This is a genomic window from Sphingomonas profundi (assembly GCF_009739515.1).
GTDB classification, from domain to species: domain Bacteria; phylum Pseudomonadota; class Alphaproteobacteria; order Sphingomonadales; family Sphingomonadaceae; genus Alterirhizorhabdus; species Alterirhizorhabdus profundi.
Genome location: NZ_CP046535.1, coordinates 3,954,946 through 3,979,498, shown reverse-complemented (window position 1 = coordinate 3,979,498; position 24,553 = coordinate 3,954,946). Strand labels below are relative to the sequence as shown.

Here is a 24,553-nt window from a genome sequence, read left to right as displayed (position 1 = left end):
GCTTCTAGGTCAGACTGAATCAAAAAAGGTGCCACGTCAGCCTGAGCATCAAAAGGGCGCTTGACTCCTGAGGTAACACGATGAAAGGTGGAGCTCCCTACCACAAAATTGATTTCTAGCCGGCCTTGCGCCGGGGGTTTGTGGTATGGAGTTGAACATGTCGAATGATAAACGTAAGTTTAACGCACATCCTGGCATAGTTCATTTACCGGTTGAAGGTCTTCGTCCGCATCCGACGAACCCTCGTGTCCACAAGCCTAAGCAGATACGTCAGCTCACTGACAGTATTAAGCGCTTTGGCTTTACCAACCCGATACTGATAGACGGCGAGAGTAATATTCTTGCGGGTCATGGTCGCTTGGCAGCCGCCAAGCTCGCCGGGTTGAAGACGGTGCCGACAATCTGCCTGGCAGGCCTCACACAGGCTGAGAAGCGGGCCTACATCATCGCCGACAACAAGCTGGGTGACAGCAGCAGCTTTGACCGCAAGCTGCTCGCTCAGGAGGTCTCTTTCATCCTCGAGACCGAACCCGACTTCGATATCGAACTAACCGGCTTTGAACTCAACGATCTGGATCTCATGCTGGACGCAGGCATGCAGGCGCCGGCTAGGCAGAAGCCGATCCCGCCCCCAGAGCGTGATCGGCCGGCGTGTAGTCGGCCCGGTGATCTTTGGATACTGGGTGAGCACAAGCTGTACTGCGGTGACGCGCTCAAACCAGAGAGCTTCAAGCGGCTTTTAGGGCGAGAGCGTGCGCGGATGATCTTCGTCGATCCGCCTTACAATCAGCCCGCCAAGGCAATCACCGGCAAAGGTCGCGTCCGTCACGATGATTTCGCGATGGCTGCCGGCGAGATGTCGGAGGCCGAGTTCGTAGCGTTCCTGACGACTGCCTGCACGCTCATGGCTAAGGCTAGTGTCGATGGAGCACTGCATTATATATGCATGGACTGGCATCATCAATTCGAGCTGCTCACCGCGGGCCGCGCCGTGTTCGACGACCTCCTGAATATCTGCGTCTGGGCAAAGGCCGCGCCCGGTATGGGGTCATTCTACCGTAGCCAGCACGAGTTCGTCGGGATCTTCAAACGTGGCCGCCGCCCTCACTGCAACAATATCGAATTGGGAAAGCACGGGCGGAACCGGTCCAATCTGTGGAGCTACACCAGCGGCAGCAGCCTTTCGCCCGCCCGACAAGAGGAGCTGAGCTGGCACGCTACGGTCAAACCGGTGGCGATGGTTCAGGATGCGCTACTCGATGCGAGCCGCCGCAATGACCTGATCCTCGATGGATTTGGCGGCTCTGGTACGACCCTGATTGCCGCAGAGCGCTGTGGCAGACGCGCCCGGATGATCGAACTCGACCCATATTACTGCGACGTGATCATTCGCCGCTTCGAGAAGGAAAGCGGGTTGAAGGCGGTTGCTGACAACGGCGACACGCTGACCGATCGCTCGATGTTGACCGATGGCGACGCTTCGAGGGGAGCTATAGACCATGGCTGAGACCAAGGGACATGAGCAGGTGGACATCACATCATGTGGAGAGGCCGCGCAGCCGTATGAAGTCGGCTATTGCAAGCCGCCACGCCACACGCAGTTCAAGCCCGGTCAATCCGGCAACCCGCGGCGCGGCAAGGCGCGCAAGCGTTCCCCCATCGATGAGATCAGCAAGATCCTCGCTATGCCGATCATTGTGAAAGAGGGTGAGAAGACCCGGAGAGTTTCCGCTTATGAGGCTGCGGCCTTACAGCTCAGGAAGATGGCGCTTTCGGGCAACATCCGCGCACTCGAGCGGATCCTTGATCTGAGCCGTGAACTCGCAAGAGACGAGGATCCGACAGCCGATCTGACAGTGGAAGATGAGCGTCTTCTTGCCGAACTCCTTGCAGTTCACCTGCGCAAGCTGGGCAGAGAAGATGAAAGCTGACTTGCGGCTGCTGGCTGCCCTCCTGAGGAGCGATTTCGAAAGTTTTGCTCGGGCGGCATTCCAGGTCTTTGCACCAGGGGAGGTGCTTGACTGGAATTGGCATCTCGAGGCGATCTGCTATCATCTCGAACTTGTGCGTACCCGCAAGATCAAGCGGCTTATCATCGAAGCACCTCCTCGGTCGCTCAAATCGTTTATCGCCTCGGTTGCGTTCCCGGCTTATTGTCTTGGTCGGGACCCGCGATCCAAAATCATCACGGCAAGCTACTCACTCGATCTGGCCATCAAGCTCGCCAACGATTTCCGCGCGCTCATGCGAAGCTCGCGTTATCGTTCGCTATTTCCTGGCGTATGCGGTTCGGTCAAGGACACAGAAACTGAGTTCACCACGGCGCAGCAGGGTTACCGCTATTCCACATCGAGCGGCGGTACCCTCACCGGTCGCGGCGCGGATCTGATGATCCTCGACGAGCCGATGCGATCCGACGATGCGTCCTCAGCGGCGAAGCGATCCGCCTTGCAGGACTGGTACCGCAACACCCTTTTTACGCGGCTTAACAGCAAGAAGGACGGTGCCATCGTTTTGGTCATGCAGCGCCTACATATCGATGACCTCGCAGGATATCTGCGGCAGCAGGGTGGGTGGACCATATTGTCGCTGCCCGCCATCGCTGTCGACCCGCAGCGGATTTTGATCGGCGAAGACCGTTGGCATGATCGCAAGGCGGGCGCGCTCCTCCATCCGGTTCGCGAGCCGCAGCACATCCTAAGCGACATTCGCGAGACCCTCGGCAGCTATCACTTCTCCGCCCAGTATCAGCAGCAGCCGGTTCCAATCGAAGGAGAGCTGGTCAAGTGGAGCTGGTTCAAGCCGTTCGAAGTGCTTCCGCATGGTGAGCGGCGGATAGTCCAAAGCTGGGACGTGGCGGTGAAAGCGGAGGAGATCAATGACTACTCGGTCTGCACGACGTGGGCGATCGTTCGAGACGAATACTACCTGCTCGATCTTCATCGAGAGCGCTTGACGTTTCCCGATCTCGTAAAGCAAGTCATCTCGCTTGCAAGAAAATGGCGTACCGACTCGCTTGTCATCGAAGACAAAGCGTCGGGGTCGGCGTTGATCCAGCAGCTTGGCGAAGGCAGGATTGTCGGCGTACCTCGGCCGATCGCCTACACGCCCAAGCTCGACAAGGTATCCCGCCTGAGTGCGGAGTCGGCAACGATCGAAGCAGGCCGCGTCCACATTCAAGCGGGAGCCACCTGGCATGCCGACCTTCGATCCGAGCTCGCGCAATTCCCGAATGGCCGGTTCGACGACCAGGTCGACAGCATCTCGCAGTTCCTGTTGTGGGTAAGGTCGCACCGGACGCCGAGCTTCCAGCTCGCGCGCACCCGTTAGGCGGCGGGCTGCCCGTCTGAAGTCTCAAGTGACGACGCTGCGCAATGAACAACTTTCGCGAGATCGTCGATGCGGCACGGCTCACCCAGGCGCCGTACGCCTCGCAATCCAATCGTCTGCTGATGAGGTAGTCTGCTCGCTCCCACCACATAAAAGCTCCACTGTTGCGGATCGCGGTGGTCGGCAGAGGCGTCCAGAACTTCGTGGAGAGCAAAGATGTAGAGGTCTGCCCACCTGCGACGATCGCCGATCCACTCGGCTCCATCCCACCTTCCGGTCCGTTCCGCGATGTCGAAGGCGCAGCGGCTTGGCCTGATGCTCTCCCAGCTCTGGCGCATGGCGGATTGCTTGACCTCCAGCCGAAGGCCATCCGCTCGCTCGAAGTCCCATGCGTGATAATCCTGAGAACACCAACGCCAGGACGGGCAAAGGGCGGCGGCTACAATCGCTTCGACCACCAGGCCTCGCAGCACGTTCGTTACGAGCGGCCTGCCAAATGCTGCAGCCGATGCTGCTGCCATAATCTCCACGACGCCGACTCCATCATGCGTCGTGGTGGCGGGTGCTTCTCCGGAGTACATACTATAGAGGATAAACTCCGACCGGCGGACCAGTCAACTCGGCGCGCATGGATATGCGCAAGCTGGTGGGAGACAATGTGCGGCGCGTACGCCATGAGGCCGGGCTGTCGCAGGAGCAGCTGGCGGAACGCTCCGGCTTCACCCAGCAGTATATCTCCGACCTCGAACGCGGTCGACGCAATCCGACGGTCGTCTCGCTGTTCGAACTCGCTCAGGCGTTAGGAACCACCCCGGTCGTGCTCATCAGCCCCTGAGGCGAGCCGCTTCTATCTCGTCCCCTCCAGTGCCATCAAGATCATCGTTGAGCCGGATCGGAAGGCCGTGCGCGTCGACGACAACGTGGATCTTGGTCGTGGGGCCGCTGCGCGATCGCCCAAGATTGTTACCTACCCCTCTTTGACGTCGCGGCCTGCTCGTGGGCGCAACGCCTCCTGCAGGTTCACCGCAACCCGGCTGCACGCGCGGCTGGTCCGTCAGGCACCGCGCAAGGCGCTGCTTCGCCTGATCGCGATCAGCAAGGTGCCGTGTGGACGGACAACACCGGCGGATCAGCGGTGCGAACCACTTCAGGCATCAGGGTCATTCGGTGGTACTGAAGCTACTCGCCTGCATGATCTCGCCGCACGACACTCGCATGAGGAGCAGCGGCAACATGCAAAGTCGCATCTGCGCCAAAGCCGCTCGGGTCATCTGCCGGTGATGGCGGCCGCGCCCGACGCGACGGACGCAGACAAGACGGCGGACAAAACCAGCCACTTGATTCTTATCCGTCTGAGGGTCGCTCCTAATGGAGAAAGAACCCCGCCGGCTGAGCCGGCGAGGTCAGTGGGGGAGACGGTGGACGGCGCGCTCAGTAACGCACCGTCACTTGCAGCTGAACGGAGCGCGGCAGCGAGATGAAGCCGATCTGATCGGCCAGCAGCCCGGTCACCGTGCCGGTGCGCGCGCCGGTGGAAGGCGCGTCGGTTCCGCCGGTGGCGTAGAAGCGGTTTGTCAGGTTCTTGCCGATCGCCGCGAATTCCAGCATGTCGTCGGCCGTGCGGATGCGCACACTCGCATCAAGGTTGATATATTTTGGCTGGCGCGTGTTCGGGTTGCCGAAGGCTGTCGGGATGTAGGAGGCGCTGTAGCGCGCATCGGTGCTGAGGCTGAGCTTTAAATTGTCCGATAAGGGGAAGTCGTAGCTGGCGCCGAGCGACGCGGTCCACAGCGGCGCGTTGGCGGTGGCCAGGCCTTTCAGGTTCTGCGTCGGCCGCGCGCCAGGGATCAGGATTGTGCAGCCTGCCGCCGGCGCCTGGCCGGTGTAGCACGGTGCGTTCGGCCCGACGATGCTGGTGCCGCCGGTGCCGGTGACGGGGCCGATCGTATCGCCGTAGCGCGCGCGGTTGTAGTTCAGGCTGCCGCGCAAGTTCAGGCCTTCAAGCGTGCGCGGGGCATATTCGAACTCGAGTTCCACGCCGCGGCTGCGCGCCGAGCCGGCGTTGATCGTGCTGAAGGCGAACACCGGCGAGTTGAAGAAGTCGAGCTGCAGATTCTCGAACTTGTAGGTGTAGATGCCAAGGTTCAATCGCAGCTGGCGATCGAACAGGGTTGATTTCACGCCGCCCTCGAAGCCGCGCGCCTTTTCAGGATCGAAGGTAAAGTCGTCAAGTCCAGCGGACGGGCTGAGGATGCCTGAATTGGAGAAGCCGCCCGATTTATAGGCCGTCTTATAGGCACCGTAGATCGTCAGGTCACGCGTCGGCTTGTAGGTGAGCGTCGCTTCTGGCGACCAGTTGGTGAAGGTCTGGTCGGCGGCAATGCGCACGTTAGGCAGGAAGATGCCCTGGGCGACGCGGGTCGGATGCGAATAGGGCTGGATGAAATAGCTGTCCTTCGTCTCGTGCGTATAGCGGACGCCGGCGGCGGCCTCAAGATTTTTGAAGATCTTCCAGGTCACCTGGCCGAAGCCGGCGATCGTCTCGCCTTCGGTCTCCGAATTCTTGGAATTGGCGAGGTAGCGCTGGAACGGCTGCGGCGCGTTCACATTTTCGAGCCCGCCGGACGCCGTGAAGGCGTTGTAGACGCGCTTCGTGCTCTGATAATAGCCGCCGACGAGCACATTGATCGGTCCGTCATAGGTGGTGAGCGCGCGGAATTCGCTCGAGAATGCCTTGAACGACGAACGCTCGGTTGCATAGACGCCGACCGGGCCGCCGGCCGAGACGCTGTCGCCATCGAAAATGAAGGTGTTGCGATTAGAATTATAATTTGTGACGGAGGTGAATGTCACATCGTCGAGCTCGTAGTTGAGGTTCAGCGTCGTCGCCCAGGACTTGTATGTGTTGCCGGTGGTGCCGTCGCCAGCGAAAGGTAGCGTCGCAGCAATGTCGGCCGGCACTCGGTTCGACGAAGAGACGAACTTGCGGCCGCAGCGGATCGCGGGGTTCAATTGGCTGACGCCTCTCGGGCAATTGTAGAGGACGGAACTGGCACCCGGATTGTTCGAATCATTGGCGCCTGCATTTGCCTTTAGCGTCGCGGTGAACTGGTCGGTCGGCGTCCATTTCAGTGTGACGCGACCATATATGTCCTTGCTCTTGCCGGCATCGCGCGGACCCACTGCCGAGGCGTGCGGCGTCACCACGCGTGAGGTGAACTCGGTCGTCGGATAGATGACGTCGTTGCCGATATTCTTGAAGAAGCTGTCATACATCTTGGTGGCGCGCACGCCGATGCGAATGCCGAGCGTATCGCTGAGTGGGCCTGAGCCGATCGCCTCGCCGATCAGCTGCTGCGAACGGACCTCGTAGCCGAGCCGGCCGATGAACTCGCGCCTGTCGGTCGGATCGGCGGTGGTGATCGAGACTACGCCGGCGGTCGCATTCTTGCCGAAGAACAGCGATTGCGGCCCTTTCAGGATTTCAAGACGGCCGAGATCGAAGAAGCCCTCGTTGATGACGCGGCCCTGGCCATAATAAACGCCGTCCACTACGACCGCGACGGACTGTTCGAGACCGATCGAGGTGGTGTTCGAGCCGATGCCGCGTAGCACCAGCGTCGCGCCCGAGCCGGACGGCGCGCGGCCGATCACGAACTGTGGGGTGCTGGCGGCGACCCGCTCGAGATTGCTTAGATCGTAGCGCTGGAGCTGCGCCGGCCCGAGCGCCGTCACCGAAACGGGCACGTCCTGCGTCGTCTCTACCCGCTTGCGCGCGGTGACGACGATGTCCTCGAGGCCACCGGTATCGGCCGCCTCGCCCGGTGCCGCGACCGCGCCCTGCGCCAGCGCAGCCGATGGCTGCTCCGTCGTCGTGCCGGCGGCGGGATCGCCGACCGCCTGGGCGAATGCCGGCGTGGCGGACAGGGCGATGCCGGCGAGCGCCGTGCCCAGCAGCCAGCGGCGGCGCACGGCCGCATCACCCGCGATGATCTGTCTCGTGTTCATGTTGGTTCCTCCCCGTTGATCTGAATCAGGTCTGGTTCGCGTGCGCGCGGACGACGCAGCGGAAGCCGACATGCGATGTCGACGTGTCGATCGGCTGGGCGTAGCGCGCGGCCGGGCGGTAGCGCTGGCAGTAATTGGCGGCGCACAGATGCGATCCGCCCTTCAGCACCTTGCGCCCGATCGCGATTTCGGGCGTGGCAGGATCGCGGCTGGCGCGCTCGCTGCCGCCGCGCGGGTCCGCCGGCACGCAGCAGGAGCCGGCCGGCTTGGCCGGGTGGCGATCGGCGAACCAGTCCGCCGTCCACTCCCAGACGTTGCCGATCATATCGTAGAGGCCGTGGCCGTTCGCCGGATAGGCGCCGACCGGCGAGGTACGCTCATAGCCGTCGAGCAGCAGATTCTCGGAGGGGAAGGCGCCCTGCCAGTAATTGGCGAGCATCCGGCCACCGGGGACGAGCGCGTCGCCCCAAGCATAGTCCTTGCCGTCCAGCCCGCCGCGTGCGGCATATTCCCATTCAGCCTCGGTCGGCAGGCTCTTGCCGGCCCAGGCCGCGAAGGCCTCCGCATCGCCATAGGCGATGTGGACGACGGGATGATCCTCGATCCCCGCGATCGAACTGCCGGGGCCGTAGGGGCGGCGCCAGCAGGCATCGGCCCGGAGGCTCCACCACATCGTGAAGTCGCTCGCCGGCGCCTGCGGGCGCTCGAACAGGAGCGAGGCGGGCACGATCAGGGCGGGATCGATGCCCGGGTAATCGGCCGAATCAGGCGCCGTCTCCGCCACTGTGACATGGCCGGTCTCGGTGACGAACGCGGCGAAGGCAGCGTTCGTCACCGGCGTCGCATCGATCGCGAACGGCGAGACGGAGACGCGGCGAGACGGCCCTTCCTCTGGATAATGGCGATCGGAGCCCATGCGGAAGGTGCCGCCCGGCAACGCGATCATCTGCCCGTAGCGGTGGCTCGCGGGCGCGCCGCGCGTGGCCGTGCTGCGCCCCCTCATTTGAGCGTGAAGACGACCTGCCCGAGCGTGCCGGTGAAGCGGCTCGTGGCGATCGTATAATCGTCGCTGATCGGAGTGAGCGTATCCTCGCCCACGTCGAGCCCGTCATTGTGGCTGATCCAGCCGCCCAGCGTCGCATCGATCCGCCCGCTGCCGACCGGCTTGCCGTCGATCGCCAGGGTCAGCGTGCCGCCGGAGCGTGCCGTCGGCGTGTCGCGCCGGAAATCGGCAGAGAGGGTGTGCGTGCCGGCCGGAACGCGGCCCACCGAGCGCACCTGATATTGGCGCGGCCCGAGCGCGTTATAGTGGAAGACGAGCTGGCCCTTGTCGACGTAGAAGCCCCAGCCGCCGAAATGCCCGCCCTGGGTGATGAGCACCCCCTCGGCCCCGCCCTGCGGCACCACGACGTCGGCATCGATCCGATAGGACCGGCCGATCGTCGAGGGCACGCTCTTCTCGTAGGCGCGTGTCAGGCCGGCATGATAGACGAAGCGATCGTGCCCGGCGATCGTGCTCGGCCGCCCTTCATAGCCTTGCGTGAAGTCGTGGACCGGCAGGATGTGGCTCTTCGCCGCCTCCTGCCAGAACAATGCCTTCATCTCGGCCAGCTTCTCCGGATGGGCGGCGGCGAGATCGTCATTCTCGCTGAAGTCCTTCGTCAGATCGTAGAGCGTCCACGGCCGCCGATCGACCGAGAGCCCCTCGGCCTTCTTGTCGCTGACCGAGCCGACCTCCCACGCCTTGCGCTTGGGCAGGGTGCCGGCCATCCAGCCATCCTTGTAGATGCCGACATTCTCCATCATTTCGAACACCTGCACATGGCGTTGCGAGGGGGCCGCGGGTGCCGTGAAGCTGTAGGCCATGCTGATGCCGTCGAGCGGTTTCTGCGGCGCGCCGTTCACGTTCGTCGGCACCGGCACCTTCGCTGCCTGCAGGATCGTCGGCATGATGTCGGTGACATAATGGAACTGCGAGCGCAGGCCGCCCGCGTCCTTGATCCCGCCCGGCCAGGAGATGACCAAGCCGTTGCGCGTACCGCCCGCGTGCGAGGCGACCTGCTTATACCAGGGGAACGGCGCGTTCATCGCCCAACCCCAGGCGGCGGGATAATGATTATAGACTTCGGGGCCGCCGATCTTGTCGATATTCTTCAGCGCCCAGCCGAAATCCTCCTTGGTGCCGGTGATGCCCGATTGCTCGAACATCAGGCCGTTCAGGCCACCCTCGGCGCTGCCGCCATTGTCGCCCTGGATGAAGACGACCATCGTATTGTCCAGCTGGCCGCTGGCGCGGATGCTCTCGATCACGCGGCCGATCTGCGCATCGGCAAAGGCGAGTGAGGCGGCATAAGCTTCCATCAACCGCGCATAGAGGCGCTTCTGATTGGCGTTCAGCGTATCCCATGCCGGTAGACCCTCGGGGCGCGGGGTGAGCTGGGCGTTGGCAGGAATCACGCCGAGCCGCTTCTGGCGGACGAACGTCTCCTCGCGCTCCTTGTCCCACCCCTGATCGAACTGGCCGCGGAACTTAGCCAACCACTCTTTGGGCGCATGATGCGGCGTGTGCGCGGTGCCCGGCGCATAATAGACGAAGAACGGCTTGTCCGGTGCGAGCGAACGCTGGCGATCGATCCACTTGATCGCGTGATCGGCCATGTCGCGATCGAAGATGTAAGCGGGATCGTCGTGCGGCGGCTCAATCGGCGTCGTATTCTCGATCAGCGCGGGGGCGAACTGGTTCGTGTCGGCGCCAAGGAAACCGAAGAAATATTCGAAGCCGAGCCCGGTCGGCCAGCGATCGAACGGCCCGGCCTGGCTCTGCTCCCACTCCGGCGTAAGATGCGACTTGCCGAACATCGCCGTGCCGTAACCGTTCTGGCGCAGGATCTCGGCGACGGTCGCGGCCGATTTCGGGATGACGCTAGTATAGCCTTCATAGCCGGTCGGCAGGTTCGTGACGTTACCCATGCCGACATTCTGCGGATTGCGGCCGGTGAGGAGTGCCGCCCGTGTCGGTGAACAGAGCGCCGTCGTGTTGAACTGGTTGTAGCGCAGACCCGCCTTGGCCAGCGCATCGAAGGTCGGCGTCGGGATCGGCCCGCCGAATGTGCTCGACGCGCCGAAGCCGACATCGTCTGTAAGGATAAGCAGGATGTTGGGCGCGCCCTTCGCCGCCGCCTGCTGCGCGGGCCACAATGGCGGGCCGGACTCTGCGAACGAGCGGCCCACTTTCTGTGTCCAAGGTTGCTGCGGTGCCGGCAGGACCGTCTGCGCCGCCGCGAGCGCCGGTGCGCCCATCAGGATCGTGCCGCTGACCAGCCGGCGGGCGAACCGGACGGTACCGTTAAGCAACCGGGCGCGGAGCGCCCGGAAGTTCACGGTGTGCGTCGCGTGCTGTCTGCGCTTGTTCATCGAGCCCCCCCTCTCTCGGCCCGCACAGGCGGATCCACATAGCGAGAGACCTCGTAGGTTGTGGCTTCGGAAAAGGTCAGCTGACTTTTTCGATAGCCCAGACTCTTGACGCCATGGCCTGTTATCAGTCCCTCCAGCGCATCCTCCTCGAGATTCCACCCTAAACACGGAGTCATATGACTTTAATTTTCTAATCATCTGCGTTGATTCTATATAGGGGATGAGAGAGGAACGACCCATGGATCAGTCCGTCAGCCGCCCGATCAACGCCGCAATGCCGCGCAAGGCGGAGCAGGTCCGTCGCCGCATTCTGTTCGCCGCCGAGCGGCTTTTTGCCGAGCGAGGGATCGAGGCCGTCTCGCTACGTGAAATCGCCGCACTCGCTAACCATGGCAACAACAATGCCGTGCAATATCATTTTGGCACGAAGGCGGGGCTGATCGATGCGATCTTCGAGTTCCGCGTCGCCCAGATGGAGGATCAGCGCCGGCGGATGATGGAGGAGGCCGAGGCCGCGGGCCTGCTCGGCGATGCCCTAATCCTGATGCAGATCCTCTGCCTGCCGCATCTGTCGCTACAGGATGAGGACGGCAATTATCCCTATGCCGGCTTCATGAGCCAGTATCTCACGCGCTACCGTCCGATCGGCTTGCGCCATGCCGGCGATCTGGATCTCGCGACGACCGTGCATCTGCGCCGGCTGCTCGGGCTCGTGGCGCAGCGGATCAATTACGTCCCGCTCGTGGTCGGCCAGTCGCGCATCGCACTGTGCAACCTGATGTTTGTCAATATGCTGGTACGTCGCAACCATACGCCGGTCGATCAGCGGGAGGAATCAACCTTTAAAGCTATGGTCCGTGACACGATCGAAATCGCAACCGACGCGCTTTGCGCAACGTATCGGCAGCGCTCTGACACGCCTCACTGGTTCGGGCTGTGAATACCACTGAGGGACTGATCCCCAGGCTCCAGCTGGTCAAATTTCGGATATATGGCCGCAGGACAGTCTCTGCGCGCTTGTCACCTACGACCTAAACAGGCTTCTGATCCTGGCTAAATGCTTTCGGCTGATCCTCACAGATCGCCGCTGGCGGCGCGAGCATCGCCGCAGTGATCATCTCCATCAGGTCGGCAACCATCGGGTCGCTGATCAGAACAGGCCGGTTCGGCCCGGCTGAGCTGGCGAGGAAGCTGATATTGTTTAGGAACATGCCGAGGCCGGTGCGTTTGCGTACCTCGATCGTCCCCGCCGGGAGAAAGTAAAGGCGCCGATCGATGCGCGCCAGCGTCTCGGTTAGAGCGGGGACGGACCCGGCATCTAGATCATAGGGATGCGGTATACCCTGTCCGCGCAGACTGAACATGTAGCGCGAGAGGAAGAGGGCGAAACCAAGGCCGCCATCCTCGTCGCGGATCGCGAGCAGAGGCGCGCAGAGGATCATCATCAGGGTCCGTATGTCATGGCTCACCCCGCGCGCGTCGGCATCCTTCAGCATCGCGGTCCGGACCGGCTCCAGCGAGCGGACCCGCCATTGCAACAGCTCGGCTATAAGATTTTCTCGAGTCGAGAAATGGTAGCGCACGACGTTATTGCTCACCATGCCTGCCGCATCGGCGATCTGTCGCAGCGAGACATTGTCGATGCCGCGCTCGGCGAACAAGCGCTCGGCGACGGTGAGGAGGGTGCGCTGAGTCAGCAGAGTGCGCGCCTGCCCCGCGGCCCGCGTCGTCATACCGCTCGCCCGTGTCATCCCTAAGCCGCTATCCGTTGACCCACTGCAGCCCGCATAGTGCGGATCGCGCATCGGTGCTGCCCCCAAAAGGCAGCTTTGGTGCTCAAACCTCAAAATGTTTCGAGTGATCCATAACATGCGTCGACAGCGCTAAGTTTTTTTACATCTTCGCTTCTGCATCCTCATTAATATATCAGGTGATGCAATTTTGAGATTGCGTCAGGGGAACATGAGGCGCCAAGGCGCCGAAAAGGGGGGATGATGAAACAGGGTTCCAGCGCCACGCGCGCCATTAGGCTGCTCACATTCTGCGGCGGCGCGCTATGTTCCTACCTAGCCGTTCCCGCCTTCGCGCAGGATCAACCGGTTGCGGCGGCCGCCGAGCCGACGTCGGCGCCGTCGATCGCAGCAGACGCTTCCGACGAGATCATCGTCACCGCGCGAAAGCGCGAAGAAAGCCTTGTAGAGGTGCCGGTCGCCATCAACGCCTTGTCCGCGCGGGACATCCAGCGTTACGCCACCACCGATCTCACGCAGATCACCACGCTGGTGCCACAAGTCATCATCGCGCGGTCGAGCGGCGCGGGATCGGGCGCATCGTTCATCATCCGCGGCGTGGGCTCGTCGCAGGGCGACACGGGGATCGAGCAGACCGTCACGCTCAATCTCGATGGCGTGCAGCTCAGCCGCGGTCGCGCGATCGGCCAAAGCTTTTTCGATGTCGGCCAGATCGAGGTGCTTAAGGGTCCGCAGGCACTGTTCTTCGGCAAGAACAGCCCCGGCGGCGTCATCTCGGTCCGCAGCAACGGGCCGACAAAAGAGCTGGAGGGCTATGTCCGCGGCTCCTACGAGTTCAAGACGGACGAGAAGGCCGTCGAGGCCGCGATCTCCGGCCCGCTGAGCGACGCGCTCGGCTTCCGCGTGGCCGTCCGCGCAAGCGACTATGAGGGCTATGTCCGCAATGCCGCACAGCCGCAGGCCAATCCGTTCTTTCCCGGCATCCCGACCGTCGGCACGGCAGGAAATAGCCGCCAGCCGGCGGGGCATGAAATCCTCGGCCGTGTCACGCTAGAACTCGACGATGGCGGCCCGATCAAATCCACTCTGCGCGTCTTTGGAGCCTATCGGCGGGAGAATGCCTTGACGGTCGCCGAGAATATCGGCTGCGTCGGTCGGCCGAGGACGCTCGGCAACTCCGATCCCACCGGCGACTGTACGCTGAACGGGGTCCGCTCCGTCGCGGCGCTTCCGCCGGCGCTCACCGCCGATTTTCCGCGTGTGGGTGACGGCAGCCTTTACTCAAAAAATCGCTTCGTGCTCGGTTCATGGACCAACGAGTTCAAGCTTGCCGATAACGTGAATCTCACTGCCGTCAGTGGTCTCTACGACTACCGCTTCAGCGCACTCGATGAATTCACCTTCAGCTCGTTCGGCGGCCTTTGGACATCGTTCCTCGAAACCTACCGCTCCTACTCCCAGGAAGTCCGCGTATCGACATCGTTCGACACGCCGATCAACTTTACGGCGGGTGGCCTCTACGAGTACAATCATCGTAACAATGAGGTGAACAACCTCCAGCTGAACCGCCCGGTCGATCCGGCCACCGGCAAGCGGCTGGCCAGCCAGTCGGCGATCTTCAATCGCGGGCGCACCTACTCCCTGTTCGGCCAGGCGCTATGGAACTTGGCTGACAGCTTGGAACTGGCAGGCGGCGTGCGCTACACGCGAGAAGCCAAGTTTACCTCGATGGCGAACACCTACGTTCACCCGACGCTCGCCGGCACCGCCGCCCGGCGCGCGCAAGGGCTGCCGCTCACCTCAAACTATGACGAGGACAATTGGTCGCCCGAAGCGACGCTCAGCTGGCACCCAGTCGAGCGCAGCACGCTGTACGTGGCGTACAAGACGGGATTCAAGTCCGGCGGTTTCTCTACCCCTCAAGGCGGCGTGCCCGGCACGTGGAACAGCGACACGCCCCGCTTCGGATCGGAGAAGGCGCGCGGCTTCGAGGTCGGCGGCAAGATCGAGTTGCTTGGCAGCCGGCTGCGGCTGAACGGCACGCTTTATAATTACAAGTTTCTCGATCTGCAGCAGACCTCGTTCGACGCGGTTACGTTTCTATATACAATCCGCAACGCCACGTCGGCGCGCACCAAGGGCGCGGAGTTCGACGCGAGCTGGGCGATCAGCCCGGTCCTCTCGCTGCGCGGAAGCGGCGCTTACAACAAGGCGAGCTATGGTTCCTTTGCCACCTCGCCTTGCTGGACCGGGCAGTCGGTGGCGCAGGGCTGCGTTGCTGGTGTCCAGGATCTGAGTGGTGAGCGCCTTGCCCGTGCCCCGCGCTGGAATTTTTCCGGAGGCGCCACTGCTGAAGTACCCGTGGGCGACATGTTCAAGGCTGGCGCGACGATCGATGCGCGGTATAGTTCGGGCTACTTTACGCAGGAAACGCAGAATCCGAGCAGCTATCAGCGTCACTACGCCCTGCTGGATGCAAGCTTGCGTTTTGGCCAACGGGAGGATCTCTGGTCGCTGGCGGTGATCGGGCGTAATCTCACGAATAAGTGGTACGCCGTCGCCTCGACCGACAAGCCGCTGGGGGCGGTCGGCGAGGTATCCGCCTCGACGGGGCGGCCGCGCGAGGTGCTGGTGCAGGGCACCTACCGCTTCTGATCCGCTGCCCGCCCCCCGAACCCGCTAGGAGATCGCCATGCGCTTTCGTTCCGCCGGCCTAATCGCCGCCGCCTGTGTCGCCGTGCCGGCAGCGGGCGGCGCGACGGCCGACATCGTGCCCGGCAGGCCCATCGTCGGCTATGACATGGCGAAGGCGGATCAGATCCAGTCCTCCCGGCTGGAGGATACCGTGCCCGCCGATGCCGAGGCCCGCCGCATCTGGGCGCGGAACCTGGCGTTCGACGCCACGCTTTACGGCACATCCGCCGTGCTCGAATATCGCCAGCTCTACCGTCAGGCTGTAGACCGGGCGGCGCCCGGCTTCGTTGGGCTCAACCGCTTCGCCCATGGGCGCACGCTGGCGGGGCCCGGCTATGCGCCGTTCAAGTCGCCCAACGCGGACACACTCTATTCTAATGCCTATCTGGACTTGCGCGACGGGCCGATGTTGCTGGAGGTGCCCGATACGGGCGGGCGCTATTATACCGCCAACCTGCTCGACATCTTCGGCAATGCCTCGAACATCGGCGCGCGGACCTTCGGCACGAAGAGCGGACGCTACCTGATCGCCACCACCGACTGGACGGGAACGGTGCCGCCGGGCGTCACGCCGTTCCGCGTTACCACGCCGCTGATGTGGATCCTGCTGCGCGTGTTCGTCACCGATGCGGCGGACCAGCGCATCGCCAACGGTGTGCAGGACCGTTTCACCCTCATCCCGCTGGCGGAAGGCCCGGCGGCGGTGCGCAACCCCTGGGCCGACGGGCGCGACGAGAGTGCGCTCGGCTTCATGCGCATCCTCGATTTCTTGATGCGATCGGCCGGCCACCCGCGCGGCGAGGATGCGCTGGTGTATCGCTTCCGCGGGATCGGGATCGGCGCTCCACGCAGCTTCGACGAAATGACCGCCGATCCGGATGTCCGCAGCGGCATCGAGCAGGGTTATGCCGAGGCGCAGAAGGTAATCGTCGGCGCAATGGCACAGAACGGTCAGCGCCATGGGTCCTGGTCGGAACCGCTCGACATCGGCCGCTTCGGCTACAACTATCTCTATCGTTCCAGCGTCAACACGCTCGGCACCGGCGCCAACGTGACGGACGAGAATTATCCCTTTACCGCCTTCGTCGATGCGGCGGGCAAGACGCTGGACGGGAGCAAGGCCGCTTACGAGATTCGCTTCCAGCCGCCGCCGCCGGCGAAGTTTTTCTGGTCGCTGACGATGTACGATCAGCGCACGCGCGAATTGGTGCCCAACCCGCTCGGCAAATACCTGGTCAATGATCGCACGCCCGGGCTGGTATATGGCAAGGATGGTAGCGTCACGGTCCGCATTCAGCACGCGCTGGTGACGGGTGGCGGCAGGGCCAACTGGCTGCCCGCGCCGGACGGCCCCTTCTATCTCGCGATTCGCGCGCAGGGGCCGAAGGCGCCGATGCTCGATCGCACGTGGCGCCCGCCCGAGATCCGCACGCTCGGTCTGGAGGCCGCGAAATGAGGGGCCTCGCGCTCGCCGCCGCCCTGCTGGGCGCTGCCGCCGCGGCGCAGGCTGCGCCCGTTCCGCCGGGCGCACCCGCGAATCCGTTCGCCGGTGAGGCGAGGGACATGGCTGCGCTCGCGGAGCGGGCCTATGTTTGGGGCATGCCGCTGGTGGAGGCGGCGCGGATCCGCGAGCGCTTCATCTCGCCGGGCGGCGACATGCCGGCCTCGCCGCTCAACCGGTTTGTCCACCGTCGCAAGCTGGCCGGGCCGGAGATGAAGGCGGGCGTCGGCCCCAATAACGACACGATCTACTCACTCGCCTGGCTCGATCTCGCCGCCGGGCCGATCATCCTCACCGCGCCCGATTTCGGCTCGCGGTACTATACCTTCTCGATCAACCTCGCCGATTCCTCGGGCAACCAGTCGCTGGGGCAGCGCACCCATGGCGGGCAGCTGCCGCCCCTGTTCATCCACGGACCCGGGTATCGCGGCGCGATCCCGGCGGGCATGGTCAACGTGCCGAGCACCACCCGCTTCGTCAACATCGCCGGGCGCATCCTGGTGCGCGGTCCGGCCGAATACCCGCTGGTCAACGCGCTGCAGGACAGGATCGCGCTGCACGACTGGCAGGATTGGCAGGCCGGGCGGCGCGTACCGGCCGCACCGGTTCGGGGCGAGCGGCTAGATGCCGGGCCGGCGGACTCCAACGAGACGATGCAATTCTATCACCGGCTGGGCTCGGTGCTGCGCGACTGGGTCGTGCAGCCGCGCGATGCGGCGCTGGTCCGCTCGTTCGCGGCTCTAGGATTGAATCGGCAGGGCTTCACGCCGGGCCGCGTGCCGCCCGCCGCGCTGGAGCAGGGCTATGCTGCGGGCACATCGCTGGTCGCCGCACGGTCGCTCACGCTCGGCGTGCAGCAGAATGGCTGGACGACCAACTATCGCGGCCCGCGCTTCGGCGGCGACTATCTGCTGCGAGCGGCGGTGGCCAAGGACCAGATCTACGTGACGATCCCGGAGGAGGCGATCTACCCGATCGGCCGGGTGGATTTGCAGGGTCGCCCGATCGACGGCCGATGCCGCTACCGCATTCGCTTCGCACCCGGCGCCTTCCCGCCGGTGGACGCCTTCTGGTCTGTCACCGCCTATGACAATGCAGGCCATATGATCCCCAACCCGGCGCAGCGTTATTCGGTCGGCGATCGCACTGCCGTTATGGCGAAGGGCAAGGACGGATCGGTCACGATCATCCTCTCCGCCGACGATCCGCACGATCCCGCCGCCAACTGGCTGCCGATCGCCACCGGCCCATCTTATCTGATGATGCGCTTGTACCGGCCAAAGCCGCCGGTCCTCGCCGGACGTTGGTCCCCTCCAGCGATCGAACGGTTAGAGCCCTGGCGCTAGGCGAGAAGCTTTGGCTGCGCGATGCATGGATTCCGACGGGTGATGCTCGAGCAAGCACTTTGGGAGATCGTGATGAAAGAATGAAAGCGCCGCTTGACGCAGCCACCAACATACAAGTCGCGCCGCCACGCCTCACATTTTACCCGTGCGTTGTCCAAGCTCAATAACAATTTTGAGCCCGGGGCGGAATGAGCGGTGGTCCCGTCTTTGATAGGCATGGCAACGTCTTCGGCATCGTCGCCTCGTCAATGATGGTTGATGGCGAGTGGGACACCTATGTCAGCCTACCCTGGTCCGCCTTCATGTTCGAAGCCCGAAAGGCCGGTCGGCTTGTACAGACAGCCGAGTACGTTGTGGCCGGGCCATGTCGCCGAGAACTGGCGGCTAAGTGTCTGCTTTACGCTCCTATGCGACCTGTCCCTGTCGCGGCTCAGCCGCGAACAGCGTCGCGGTGGCCGAAGCTGACAGTGGCTCGCTGAACAGCGGGCCCTGACCCGTGTCGCAGCCGCGCTCCAGCAGCCCACTTTCCTGATCGCCCGCTGTGACGCCTTCGGCGATGACCTTCATTCCCAGCCCGCGGCCCAGCCCAACCAGCGCGGTGACAATGCTGGCACTCTCGCTGTCGCTGCTCATCGCCTCGACGAAGCGCCGGTCGATCTTGACCGCGTCCAGCTTGAAGGCGCGCAGGTGGTAGAGGCTCGAATAGCCGGTACCGAAGTTGTCGAGCACGACGCGCAGCCCCGCAGCGCGCATCGTCGCCAGCAGAGCTCCGGCGCCTTCGGGATCCGCCACCAACGCGCTTTCGGTCACCTCCAGCTGAAGCCGGTCAGGCGCTAGCTGCGCCTCGTGTAGCACCCGCACGATCCGGGCGGTGAGCAGCTGGTCCTTGATCTGGCTCGGGAACACATCGACGGACAGCGTCACGTGCGGCGGCCAGGCCGCCGCTGCGCTGCATCCCTGACGCAGCAGGTCCTCGGCCAGCGCGTGGATCAGCCCGGTCTCCTCGGCGACGGGGATGAAGCGCTCGGCGGGAACGTCGCCACCGTCGGCGCGCTGCCAGTGCGGCTTCAGTTCGAAGCCGGCGATCGCGCCGGTGGCGAGATGGACGACTGGAAGAAAGGCGGCGCGGATCGCGCCGGCGTCGATCGCGGTGCGAAGCTCGCCCTCGAACGCGGATCGCTCGCGGACCTGCGCGTCCATCGCTGGCTCGAAGAAGCGCAACGCCGAGCGCCGCTCCGCCTTGGAGCGGTAGAGCGCGACATCGGCCATGCGCAGCGCCTCGTCGACGCTGTCCGCGTCCTGCGGGATCATCGCGATGCCGATGCCCGTGCCGACGCGATGCACCGCGCCGGCGGCGGTGATCGGCGTTTCTAGGGCATCGATGACCCGCATAGCGACGTTGGTGGCAGCCTCGCCGCCGACCAGATGCTTGGCGAGGACTGCGAACTCATCGCCGCCGAACCGCGCCACTATGTCGCCGCCGCGCATCGCCGCCAGCAGGCGCTGGCCGACGATCGTCAGCACCTCGTCGCCCGCGCCGTGGCCGTGGACGTCGTTGATCTGCTTGAAGCCGTTCAGGTCGAGCAGGAACAGCCCATGGGCTGCTCCGGCGCGCGGTGGCGAGCCGATCGCCTCGCGCAGCGCCTCGTCAAACTGGCGGCGGTTGGGTAGGCCGGTAAGGCCGTCCTTATAGGCGAGTTCGCGCGCGTGCTGCTCCGCCGCGATACGCCGCGCAGTCTCCTGCCGCTGCCGGACATACTGGCGCCAGGCGAACAGGAGCAGCCCCAGTGCAAGCATCGCGCCGACCAGCAGTGCCTCGTCCAGCTCAATCCAGCCATCCTTCCTCGCCACGGTCGGCGCGTTCTCGAACACATCGACGGCATAGACCCAGTAGAGGGCGACCAGGGTACCGGCACCGACTATCGAGAGATCGCGAATGGCGAAACGACGCCGCATGATGGAACTCCGAAAGCGAGCGCGGCGACTGGCGGGGTCTTGGCTCATCCCGACAGAATGGATTGGGATGGTTGAGAACCGGTAAGCGCCCGAACCGATCCTACGACAACGACTGTTCGCCTGAGCTGGTGGGCGATCAGACCCAGTGCACGAAGCCGCTCGCGCGGCAGGGGTGCGTGGCGGTGATGTAGCGCGCCTGCGGTGAGGTTTGGCGCGGCAGGGGTCCGGCTTGTGCGACACGTATCGCACCGATGAACGGTCGATGCCGAGCGCAAAGCAGCCGCGCCGTTCGCTGACACCATGGGACGCCTGGACGTGCGCGACAATCTCGCGCCGCCGTCCTGGCGTCAGAGCTTGTGGGATGGTCCGCCCCCTTACGGAGCGACTCGGTCGGGAGCATCCTGACCGCCTTCATTGAGGAGGACCGTCATGACGGAAGCAGCGGTGATTGGCATCGATATCGGTAAGACTTCATTCCACCTCGTCGGGGTCGATGGCTCTGGTGCGATCCAGTGGAAGAAAAAGTTCAGCCGTACCCAGCTGATGCGGCACATGGCATCGATGCCTGCATGCCTCGTCGGTATGGAAGCGTGCTGTGGTGCGCATCATCTGGCGCGAGAGCTGACTGCGTTGGGACACGACGTCCGACTGATGGCGCCCCAGTTCGTGAAGCCGTTCGTCAAATCCAATAAGAATGACTATCTCGATGCCGAGGCGATCGCCGAGGCCGTACAGCGGCCGACGATGCGCTTCGTGCCGGCCAAGTCGGCCGAGCAGCTCGACCTTCAAGCCCTCCACCGTGTGCGCGAGCGGCTGGTCAGCCGGCGGACGGCCGTCATCAACCAGATCCGCGCATTCCTTCTGGAGCGTGGGGTCGTGTTCCGCACCGGCCGACAGCACATGGCACGCGAGATGCCGATGCTGTTCACCGATGAACGGTCCACACTCTCGCCGCGCATGCGCATGATCCTGCAACAGCTATGGGATGAGTGGCGCGAACTTGATGCCGACGTTGCCGCAATGACCAAGGAGATTGAGTCGATCGCGGCCGCGGATGTTGGCTGCCGACGCTTGCTCGCGATTCCCGGCGTCGGGCCGCTGGTCGCAACGGCGCTGGTCGCGGCAGTCGCCGACGGCACCGGCTTCAAGCGTGGCCGCGATCTTGCCGCTTGGCTTGGCCTGGTTCCCCGCCAGCACTCTACCGGCGGAAAGCCAATGCTGCTCCGAATGTCGAAGCGCGGCAACAGCCACCTGCGCCGACTGTTCATCCACGGCGCCCGGTCAGCGAGCATGCACATGAAGCGTGACCGCGGTCTCGGCCCCTGGCTTGATCAGCTCGAAGCCCGAACCCATAAGAACGTCGCTGTTGTCGCGTTGGCGAACAAGATCGTGCGCATGAGTTGGGCGGTACTTGCCCGGCAGGAAGAGTATCGGCCGCCCGTGCCGATCGCCGCCTGAGCCGGACACCCGCACGAAGAGGTCTGCAGCGAGAGGAGTGATGGCAAACAGTCGATGGTGACACGATCAAAGCCTGGCCAAAAATGCAGCCGTCATAGGCTGGACCAGCTTGTAAGGCCGATCGTGACGCGTATCCCATCATGGCCAGGGATCGAGATGTCCCACACATAGGCCGGATACATTTACGCAGACTGTGCCGCTACCACATCTCACGCTTGCCAGACGGGGGCGGACCATACATTTTTTGACAGAACATCCTGCAGGATATGCTTGTCGAGACTGAGGTCGGCGACCAGCTGCTTGAGCTTGCGGTTCTCGTCCTCGAGCTGCTTGACCCGGCGCAGTTCACCCACGCCGAGCCCACCATACACCTTCTTCCAGCGGTAAAAGGTCTGCTCCGATACACCCATCCGACGGATGACCTCGGCAACCGCCGTGCCCGTCTCCGCCTGCTTCAGCGCGAACGCAATCTGCTCTTCCGTGTAGCGTGACTTCTTCATGTTCGAGCTCCTTGCCCAAAGGCTTCAAAGGGCCGGAAAACTCTCACTCAGCATGGATAAAAAAACAGGGAGGACGTCAGTCACGTCATAACTTATCAGCGGTCTGAAAACGGGGAGTAGGTCACTTAGCAGGTGACTCCATGATTTGCGTTATCGACGCTACGTAGAGAGATTAGAAACGCTGCCTGACTCATCGGAGGAACTTGTCAAGCGACAAGCTTATCAGACCTGTCTGTACCACTGGTGCCTTGAAGGGACATTACGGAGAGACTGCGTTCCAAGTCCCAACTCTTCAGCGGTATGCTAAAAAGATAACCTTGTAGATGGGTACAACCGGCTTCGACCAGCAATCGCATCTGATCCTGAGTCTCCACGCCCTCCGCAACTACCCCCATATCGAGCGCTTCGCCGAGCCCGATGACTGCTTGAATGATCGCACGAGCGGCGCGAGAAGTTGTAATTTGATCAATGAACGATTTGTCGATCTTGACCTTATCGAAGGGGAAGCGCTGAAAATAGCTGAGTGACGAGTAGCCAACGCCAAAGTCGTCCATGAGAATCTGGATGCCCAGCGCCCTCAGCAGTTCGAGTTCCGAGAAAGTTCGTTCTACATCCTTCATTACGAGGCCTTCAGTAACCTCAAGCTGAAGCCGGTTTGCCTCTAGGCCGGTTTCCCGCAGAACTTTCGCAACGGTTGTGCTCAGATCACCGGATTGAAATTGTAGAGGCGACAGGTTCACCGCCACGCGGATGTCAGAAGACCACGACACGGCATCGGAACACGCCTTTCTCAACAATGTTGCGCCCAGCGGCACGATCAGGCCTGTCTCTTCCGCGAGCGGAATGAAAAGCTCCGGCGAGATCGGTCCCCGCACCGGATGCTTCCAGCGGGCCAGTGCCTCCACGCTCGTAATCAGACCCGTTTGTGTCGACATCACCGGCTGATAAACTAGTCCGATCTCTCCGTTGCCGATCGCAGTGCGTAGATCGCTTTCTAACGTGCGGCGATCGCGCGAAGCAGCGTCCATCTCCGCATCGTAGCAGCAGATGGTGCCCCGACCCTGCTCCTTGGCGCGGTATAGGGCGAGATCGGCACACTGGCGCAGCTCGCCGGTGGTGGTCGCATCGTTGGGAGCCAGGACGATGCCAACGGAGGCCCCGGTGAAAGCCACGGTTCGATTGGTACAAAAGGGGTCTCCGAGACCATCTGCGATCCGCTGAGCACTGGCGACCGCATCGGCCTGCGCTTCCTCCCCGATCAGAATGACGGCGAACTCGTCACCGCCGACCCGAGCGATAAGATTGTTCTCCCCGACGATCGAGCGCAAGCGCGCGCCGACCTGCCTCAGCACTTCGTCGCCTGCTACGTGGCCGAACTGATCGTTGACCGCCTTGAAACGATCGAGATCGATACTCAGCAGTGCGAGCGGAGTGCCCTCGTCCATATAGTGGCGTAGCCTGTCGACGTAACTGGCCCGATTGAGCAGGCCGGTCAGCGAGTCGTTGAAGGCCAGCTTGCGGATCTTCGCCTCCGTGCGAAGCCGCTCCCGCTGATCGCGGATGGCGATCACGGTCTGCAACTTGTGGCCGAGTGCCATCTCGGCCCTAAGGACGCGGACAGGGACGACCTGCCCCGATCTGGCAGTAAGGCCCATCTCCCGCTCCTCGCATTCGGGAATTGCGGTCAGGTCGGCACCCGGCAGCAAGTCAGTGGCGCGAGCGCCAACGAGTTGGCCCGGTGCGTAGCCGGCCAGCCTCTCGATGCTGCTGTTGGCGGTGACGATTACATCACCCTGGCAAATCAGCAGTCCTTCAAGCGCGACGTCGGTCAATTCTCGAAGGCGCTGTCGATCCTGACGAAGACGCTTGATTGCCGCCAGATTGAACCGCCAGCCGACAACGGCCAACGCGATGAGACTCAAAGAAATGCCCGCCACCACGGGCGTGATCGCGGTAGGCGACACCGCGTTCGACGGAAAGGTCGCTTGGGGGTCGTAGCTAAGTTTCATTGCTGCCATGCCGCAAAAATGCATGACTCCGATAGACAGAAGTAAAAGAGGTGGGGCGAACCTTCGAGCCTTGCGAGAGCGACCGGACGTAGCCACCATCGCCATTCCGCACAGCGGCAAGCTGAGGATGATGGATGGCACCACCAACCTGTAATCCCAATGAACGGAACCCTGCACGAGATACGCCGCCTGACCTACATAATGAAGCGCAGCGATCCCAAGGCCGACGATGAGCCCGGCGGCAAATTGGACGCGGGTGCGACGGCTCGTGATCGATATCCAGACGCCCGCGCCGATTCCGACAATTGCCAAGGTCAGTGAAGCGGCGGTGAGAACGGGTTCGAACGCCGCGGGCATGCCTGGGCGAAACGCAAGCAGAACGATGAAGTGGGTGGCCCACGCTGTGCACCCGCTCGATACGATGCTGACAAGGCCCCAAACCAGGCGGGCCTGGCCCTTTGACCGTGCAGCATGCTGAGCTACGGCAAACGACGCATAGGTACCGATTGCGCAAATGACGGCCGCCAAAGCCACCATACGACCATCGTGCATGTCTCTCATGCATACGAAGACAGCAGTGAAAAAG

Annotated in this window: 16 protein-coding genes and 2 pseudogenes; 9 read left to right on the top strand and 9 right to left on the bottom strand. The window is 63.1% G+C overall.

Annotated elements, in window-relative coordinates; genetic code table 11:
• Positions 1-157 precede the first annotated feature (157 nt).
• The 3 genes from GNT64_RS18815 to terL are packed head-to-tail and all read left to right on the top strand — an operon-like array spanning position 158 to position 3,330.
• Positions 158-1,507 (top strand): site-specific DNA-methyltransferase, encoded by a 1,350-nt coding sequence (locus GNT64_RS18815; RefSeq protein WP_156680906.1) that lies wholly within the window; start codon positions 158-160, stop codon positions 1,505-1,507.
• Positions 1,500-1,931: a DUF5681 domain-containing protein gene (locus GNT64_RS18810; RefSeq protein ID WP_156680905.1), complete on the top strand. Its 432-nt coding sequence runs from the start codon at positions 1,500-1,502 to the stop codon at positions 1,929-1,931. The genes GNT64_RS18815 and GNT64_RS18810 overlap by 8 nt, the downstream gene beginning before the upstream one ends.
• Positions 1,864-3,330, top strand: coding sequence for a phage terminase large subunit (terL, locus tag GNT64_RS18805; protein WP_156680904.1), 1,467 nt, complete (start codon positions 1,864-1,866; stop codon positions 3,328-3,330). The genes GNT64_RS18810 and terL overlap by 68 nt, the downstream gene beginning before the upstream one ends.
• Here terL and GNT64_RS18800 read toward each other — a convergent pair.
• Positions 3,327-3,860, bottom strand: a complete 534-nt coding sequence (locus GNT64_RS18800; protein WP_156677946.1) for a hypothetical protein — start codon at positions 3,858-3,860, stop codon at positions 3,327-3,329. The genes terL and GNT64_RS18800 overlap by 4 nt on opposite strands.
• A 98-nt stretch (positions 3,861-3,958) precedes the next feature.
• Between GNT64_RS18800 and GNT64_RS18795 the strand changes: the two genes are divergently transcribed.
• On the top strand, positions 3,959-4,165 hold the full coding sequence (locus tag GNT64_RS18795; RefSeq protein ID WP_156680903.1) for a helix-turn-helix domain-containing protein: 207 nt from the start codon (positions 3,959-3,961) through the stop codon (positions 4,163-4,165).
• A 596-nt stretch (positions 4,166-4,761) separates the two neighbouring features.
• On the opposite strand, the gene GNT64_RS18790 is transcribed toward GNT64_RS18795, so the two are convergent.
• The 3 genes from GNT64_RS18790 to GNT64_RS18780 are packed head-to-tail and all read right to left on the bottom strand — an operon-like array spanning position 4,762 to position 10,752.
• Entirely contained in the window at positions 4,762-7,338 is a 2,577-nt protein-coding gene (locus GNT64_RS18790) for a TonB-dependent receptor (RefSeq protein WP_156680902.1), read from the bottom strand.
• A gap of 25 nt (positions 7,339-7,363) precedes the next feature.
• Entirely contained in the window at positions 7,364-8,284 is a 921-nt protein-coding gene (locus tag GNT64_RS18785) for a formylglycine-generating enzyme family protein (RefSeq protein WP_156681749.1), read from the bottom strand.
• A 53-nt stretch (positions 8,285-8,337) separates the two neighbouring features.
• Positions 8,338-10,752 (bottom strand): arylsulfatase, encoded by a 2,415-nt coding sequence (locus GNT64_RS18780; RefSeq protein WP_231639095.1) that lies wholly within the window; start codon positions 10,750-10,752, stop codon positions 8,338-8,340.
• 238 nt (positions 10,753-10,990) lie between these two features.
• Between GNT64_RS18780 and GNT64_RS18775 the strand changes: the two genes are divergently transcribed.
• On the top strand, positions 10,991-11,692 hold the full coding sequence (locus GNT64_RS18775; RefSeq protein ID WP_197277108.1) for a TetR/AcrR family transcriptional regulator: 702 nt from the start codon (positions 10,991-10,993) through the stop codon (positions 11,690-11,692).
• 91 nt (positions 11,693-11,783) lie between these two features.
• Here GNT64_RS18775 and GNT64_RS18770 read toward each other — a convergent pair whose 3' ends face one another.
• Positions 11,784-12,485: a TetR/AcrR family transcriptional regulator gene (locus GNT64_RS18770; protein WP_197277107.1), complete on the bottom strand. Its 702-nt coding sequence runs from the start codon at positions 12,483-12,485 to the stop codon at positions 11,784-11,786.
• A 261-nt stretch (positions 12,486-12,746) separates the two neighbouring features.
• Between GNT64_RS18770 and GNT64_RS18765 the strand changes: the two genes are divergently transcribed.
• The 3 genes from GNT64_RS18765 to GNT64_RS18755 are packed head-to-tail and all read left to right on the top strand — an operon-like array spanning position 12,747 to position 18,044.
• Positions 12,747-15,158: a TonB-dependent receptor gene (locus GNT64_RS18765; protein ID WP_197277106.1), complete on the top strand. Its 2,412-nt coding sequence runs from the start codon at positions 12,747-12,749 to the stop codon at positions 15,156-15,158.
• 37 nt (positions 15,159-15,195) lie between these two features.
• Positions 15,196-16,653 (top strand): DUF1254 domain-containing protein, encoded by a 1,458-nt coding sequence (locus tag GNT64_RS18760; protein ID WP_156680898.1) that lies wholly within the window; start codon positions 15,196-15,198, stop codon positions 16,651-16,653.
• Positions 16,650-18,044, top strand: coding sequence for a DUF1254 domain-containing protein (locus GNT64_RS18755; RefSeq protein WP_156680897.1), 1,395 nt, complete (start codon positions 16,650-16,652; stop codon positions 18,042-18,044). Before GNT64_RS18760 ends, GNT64_RS18755 begins: the two co-directional genes overlap by 4 nt.
• Before the next feature lie 405 nt (positions 18,045-18,449).
• Here GNT64_RS18755 and GNT64_RS18750 read toward each other — a convergent pair whose 3' ends face one another.
• Both GNT64_RS18750 and GNT64_RS21665 read right to left on the bottom strand, forming a co-directional pair.
• Positions 18,450-19,841: a putative bifunctional diguanylate cyclase/phosphodiesterase gene (locus GNT64_RS18750; protein WP_231639583.1), complete on the bottom strand. Its 1,392-nt coding sequence runs from the start codon at positions 19,839-19,841 to the stop codon at positions 18,450-18,452.
• A 381-nt stretch (positions 19,842-20,222) separates the two neighbouring features.
• A pseudogene (locus GNT64_RS21665) lies at positions 20,223-20,357 on the bottom strand (IS3 family transposase); the annotation flags it as partial.
• Between the two features lie 72 nt (positions 20,358-20,429).
• Between GNT64_RS21665 and GNT64_RS18745 the strand changes: the two are divergent.
• A complete protein-coding gene (locus GNT64_RS18745) occupies positions 20,430-21,458 on the top strand; it encodes an IS110 family RNA-guided transposase (RefSeq protein WP_156680895.1) in 1,029 nt (342 codons plus the stop codon).
• A gap of 242 nt (positions 21,459-21,700) precedes the next feature.
• Here the strand turns inward: GNT64_RS18745 and GNT64_RS18740 are convergent.
• Together GNT64_RS18740 and GNT64_RS18735 are read right to left on the bottom strand one after the other, a co-directional pair.
• Positions 21,701-21,958 (bottom strand): annotated as a pseudogene (locus GNT64_RS18740) (transposase); the annotation flags it as partial.
• A gap of 206 nt (positions 21,959-22,164) precedes the next feature.
• On the bottom strand, positions 22,165-24,528 hold the full coding sequence (locus GNT64_RS18735; RefSeq protein WP_197277105.1) for a bifunctional diguanylate cyclase/phosphodiesterase: 2,364 nt from the start codon (positions 24,526-24,528) through the stop codon (positions 22,165-22,167).
• Positions 24,529-24,553 lie beyond the last annotated feature (25 nt).

Bases quoted from the DNA above. Each gene is read 5' to 3' on its own strand.
- GNT64_RS18815 (WP_156680906.1), top strand. From the start codon at position 158: ATGTCGAATGATAAACGTAAGTTTAACGCACATCCTGGCATAGTTCAT.
- GNT64_RS18810 (WP_156680905.1), top strand. From the start codon at position 1,500: ATGGCTGAGACCAAGGGACATGAGCAGGTGGACATCACATCATGTGGA.
- terL (WP_156680904.1), top strand. From the start codon at position 1,864: ATGAGCGTCTTCTTGCCGAACTCCTTGCAGTTCACCTGCGCAAGCTGG.
- GNT64_RS18795 (WP_156680903.1), top strand. From the start codon at position 3,959: ATGGATATGCGCAAGCTGGTGGGAGACAATGTGCGGCGCGTACGCCAT.
- GNT64_RS18790 (WP_156680902.1), bottom strand. From the start codon at position 7,338: ATGAACACGAGACAGATCATCGCGGGTGATGCGGCCGTGCGCCGCCGC.
- GNT64_RS18785 (WP_156681749.1), bottom strand. From the start codon at position 8,284: ATGATCGCGTTGCCGGGCGGCACCTTCCGCATGGGCTCCGATCGCCAT.
- GNT64_RS18780 (WP_231639095.1), bottom strand. From the start codon at position 10,752: ATGAACAAGCGCAGACAGCACGCGACGCACACCGTGAACTTCCGGGCG.
- GNT64_RS18775 (WP_197277108.1), top strand. From the start codon at position 10,991: ATGGATCAGTCCGTCAGCCGCCCGATCAACGCCGCAATGCCGCGCAAG.
- GNT64_RS18770 (WP_197277107.1), bottom strand. From the start codon at position 12,485: ATGACGACGCGGGCCGCGGGGCAGGCGCGCACTCTGCTGACTCAGCGC.
- GNT64_RS18765 (WP_197277106.1), top strand. From the start codon at position 12,747: ATGAAACAGGGTTCCAGCGCCACGCGCGCCATTAGGCTGCTCACATTC.
- GNT64_RS18760 (WP_156680898.1), top strand. From the start codon at position 15,196: ATGCGCTTTCGTTCCGCCGGCCTAATCGCCGCCGCCTGTGTCGCCGTG.
- GNT64_RS18755 (WP_156680897.1), top strand. From the start codon at position 16,650: ATGAGGGGCCTCGCGCTCGCCGCCGCCCTGCTGGGCGCTGCCGCCGCG.
- GNT64_RS18750 (WP_231639583.1), bottom strand. From the start codon at position 19,841: ATGCTTGCACTGGGGCTGCTCCTGTTCGCCTGGCGCCAGTATGTCCGG.
- GNT64_RS18745 (WP_156680895.1), top strand. From the start codon at position 20,430: ATGACGGAAGCAGCGGTGATTGGCATCGATATCGGTAAGACTTCATTC.
- GNT64_RS18735 (WP_197277105.1), bottom strand. From the start codon at position 24,528: ATGAGAGACATGCACGATGGTCGTATGGTGGCTTTGGCGGCCGTCATT.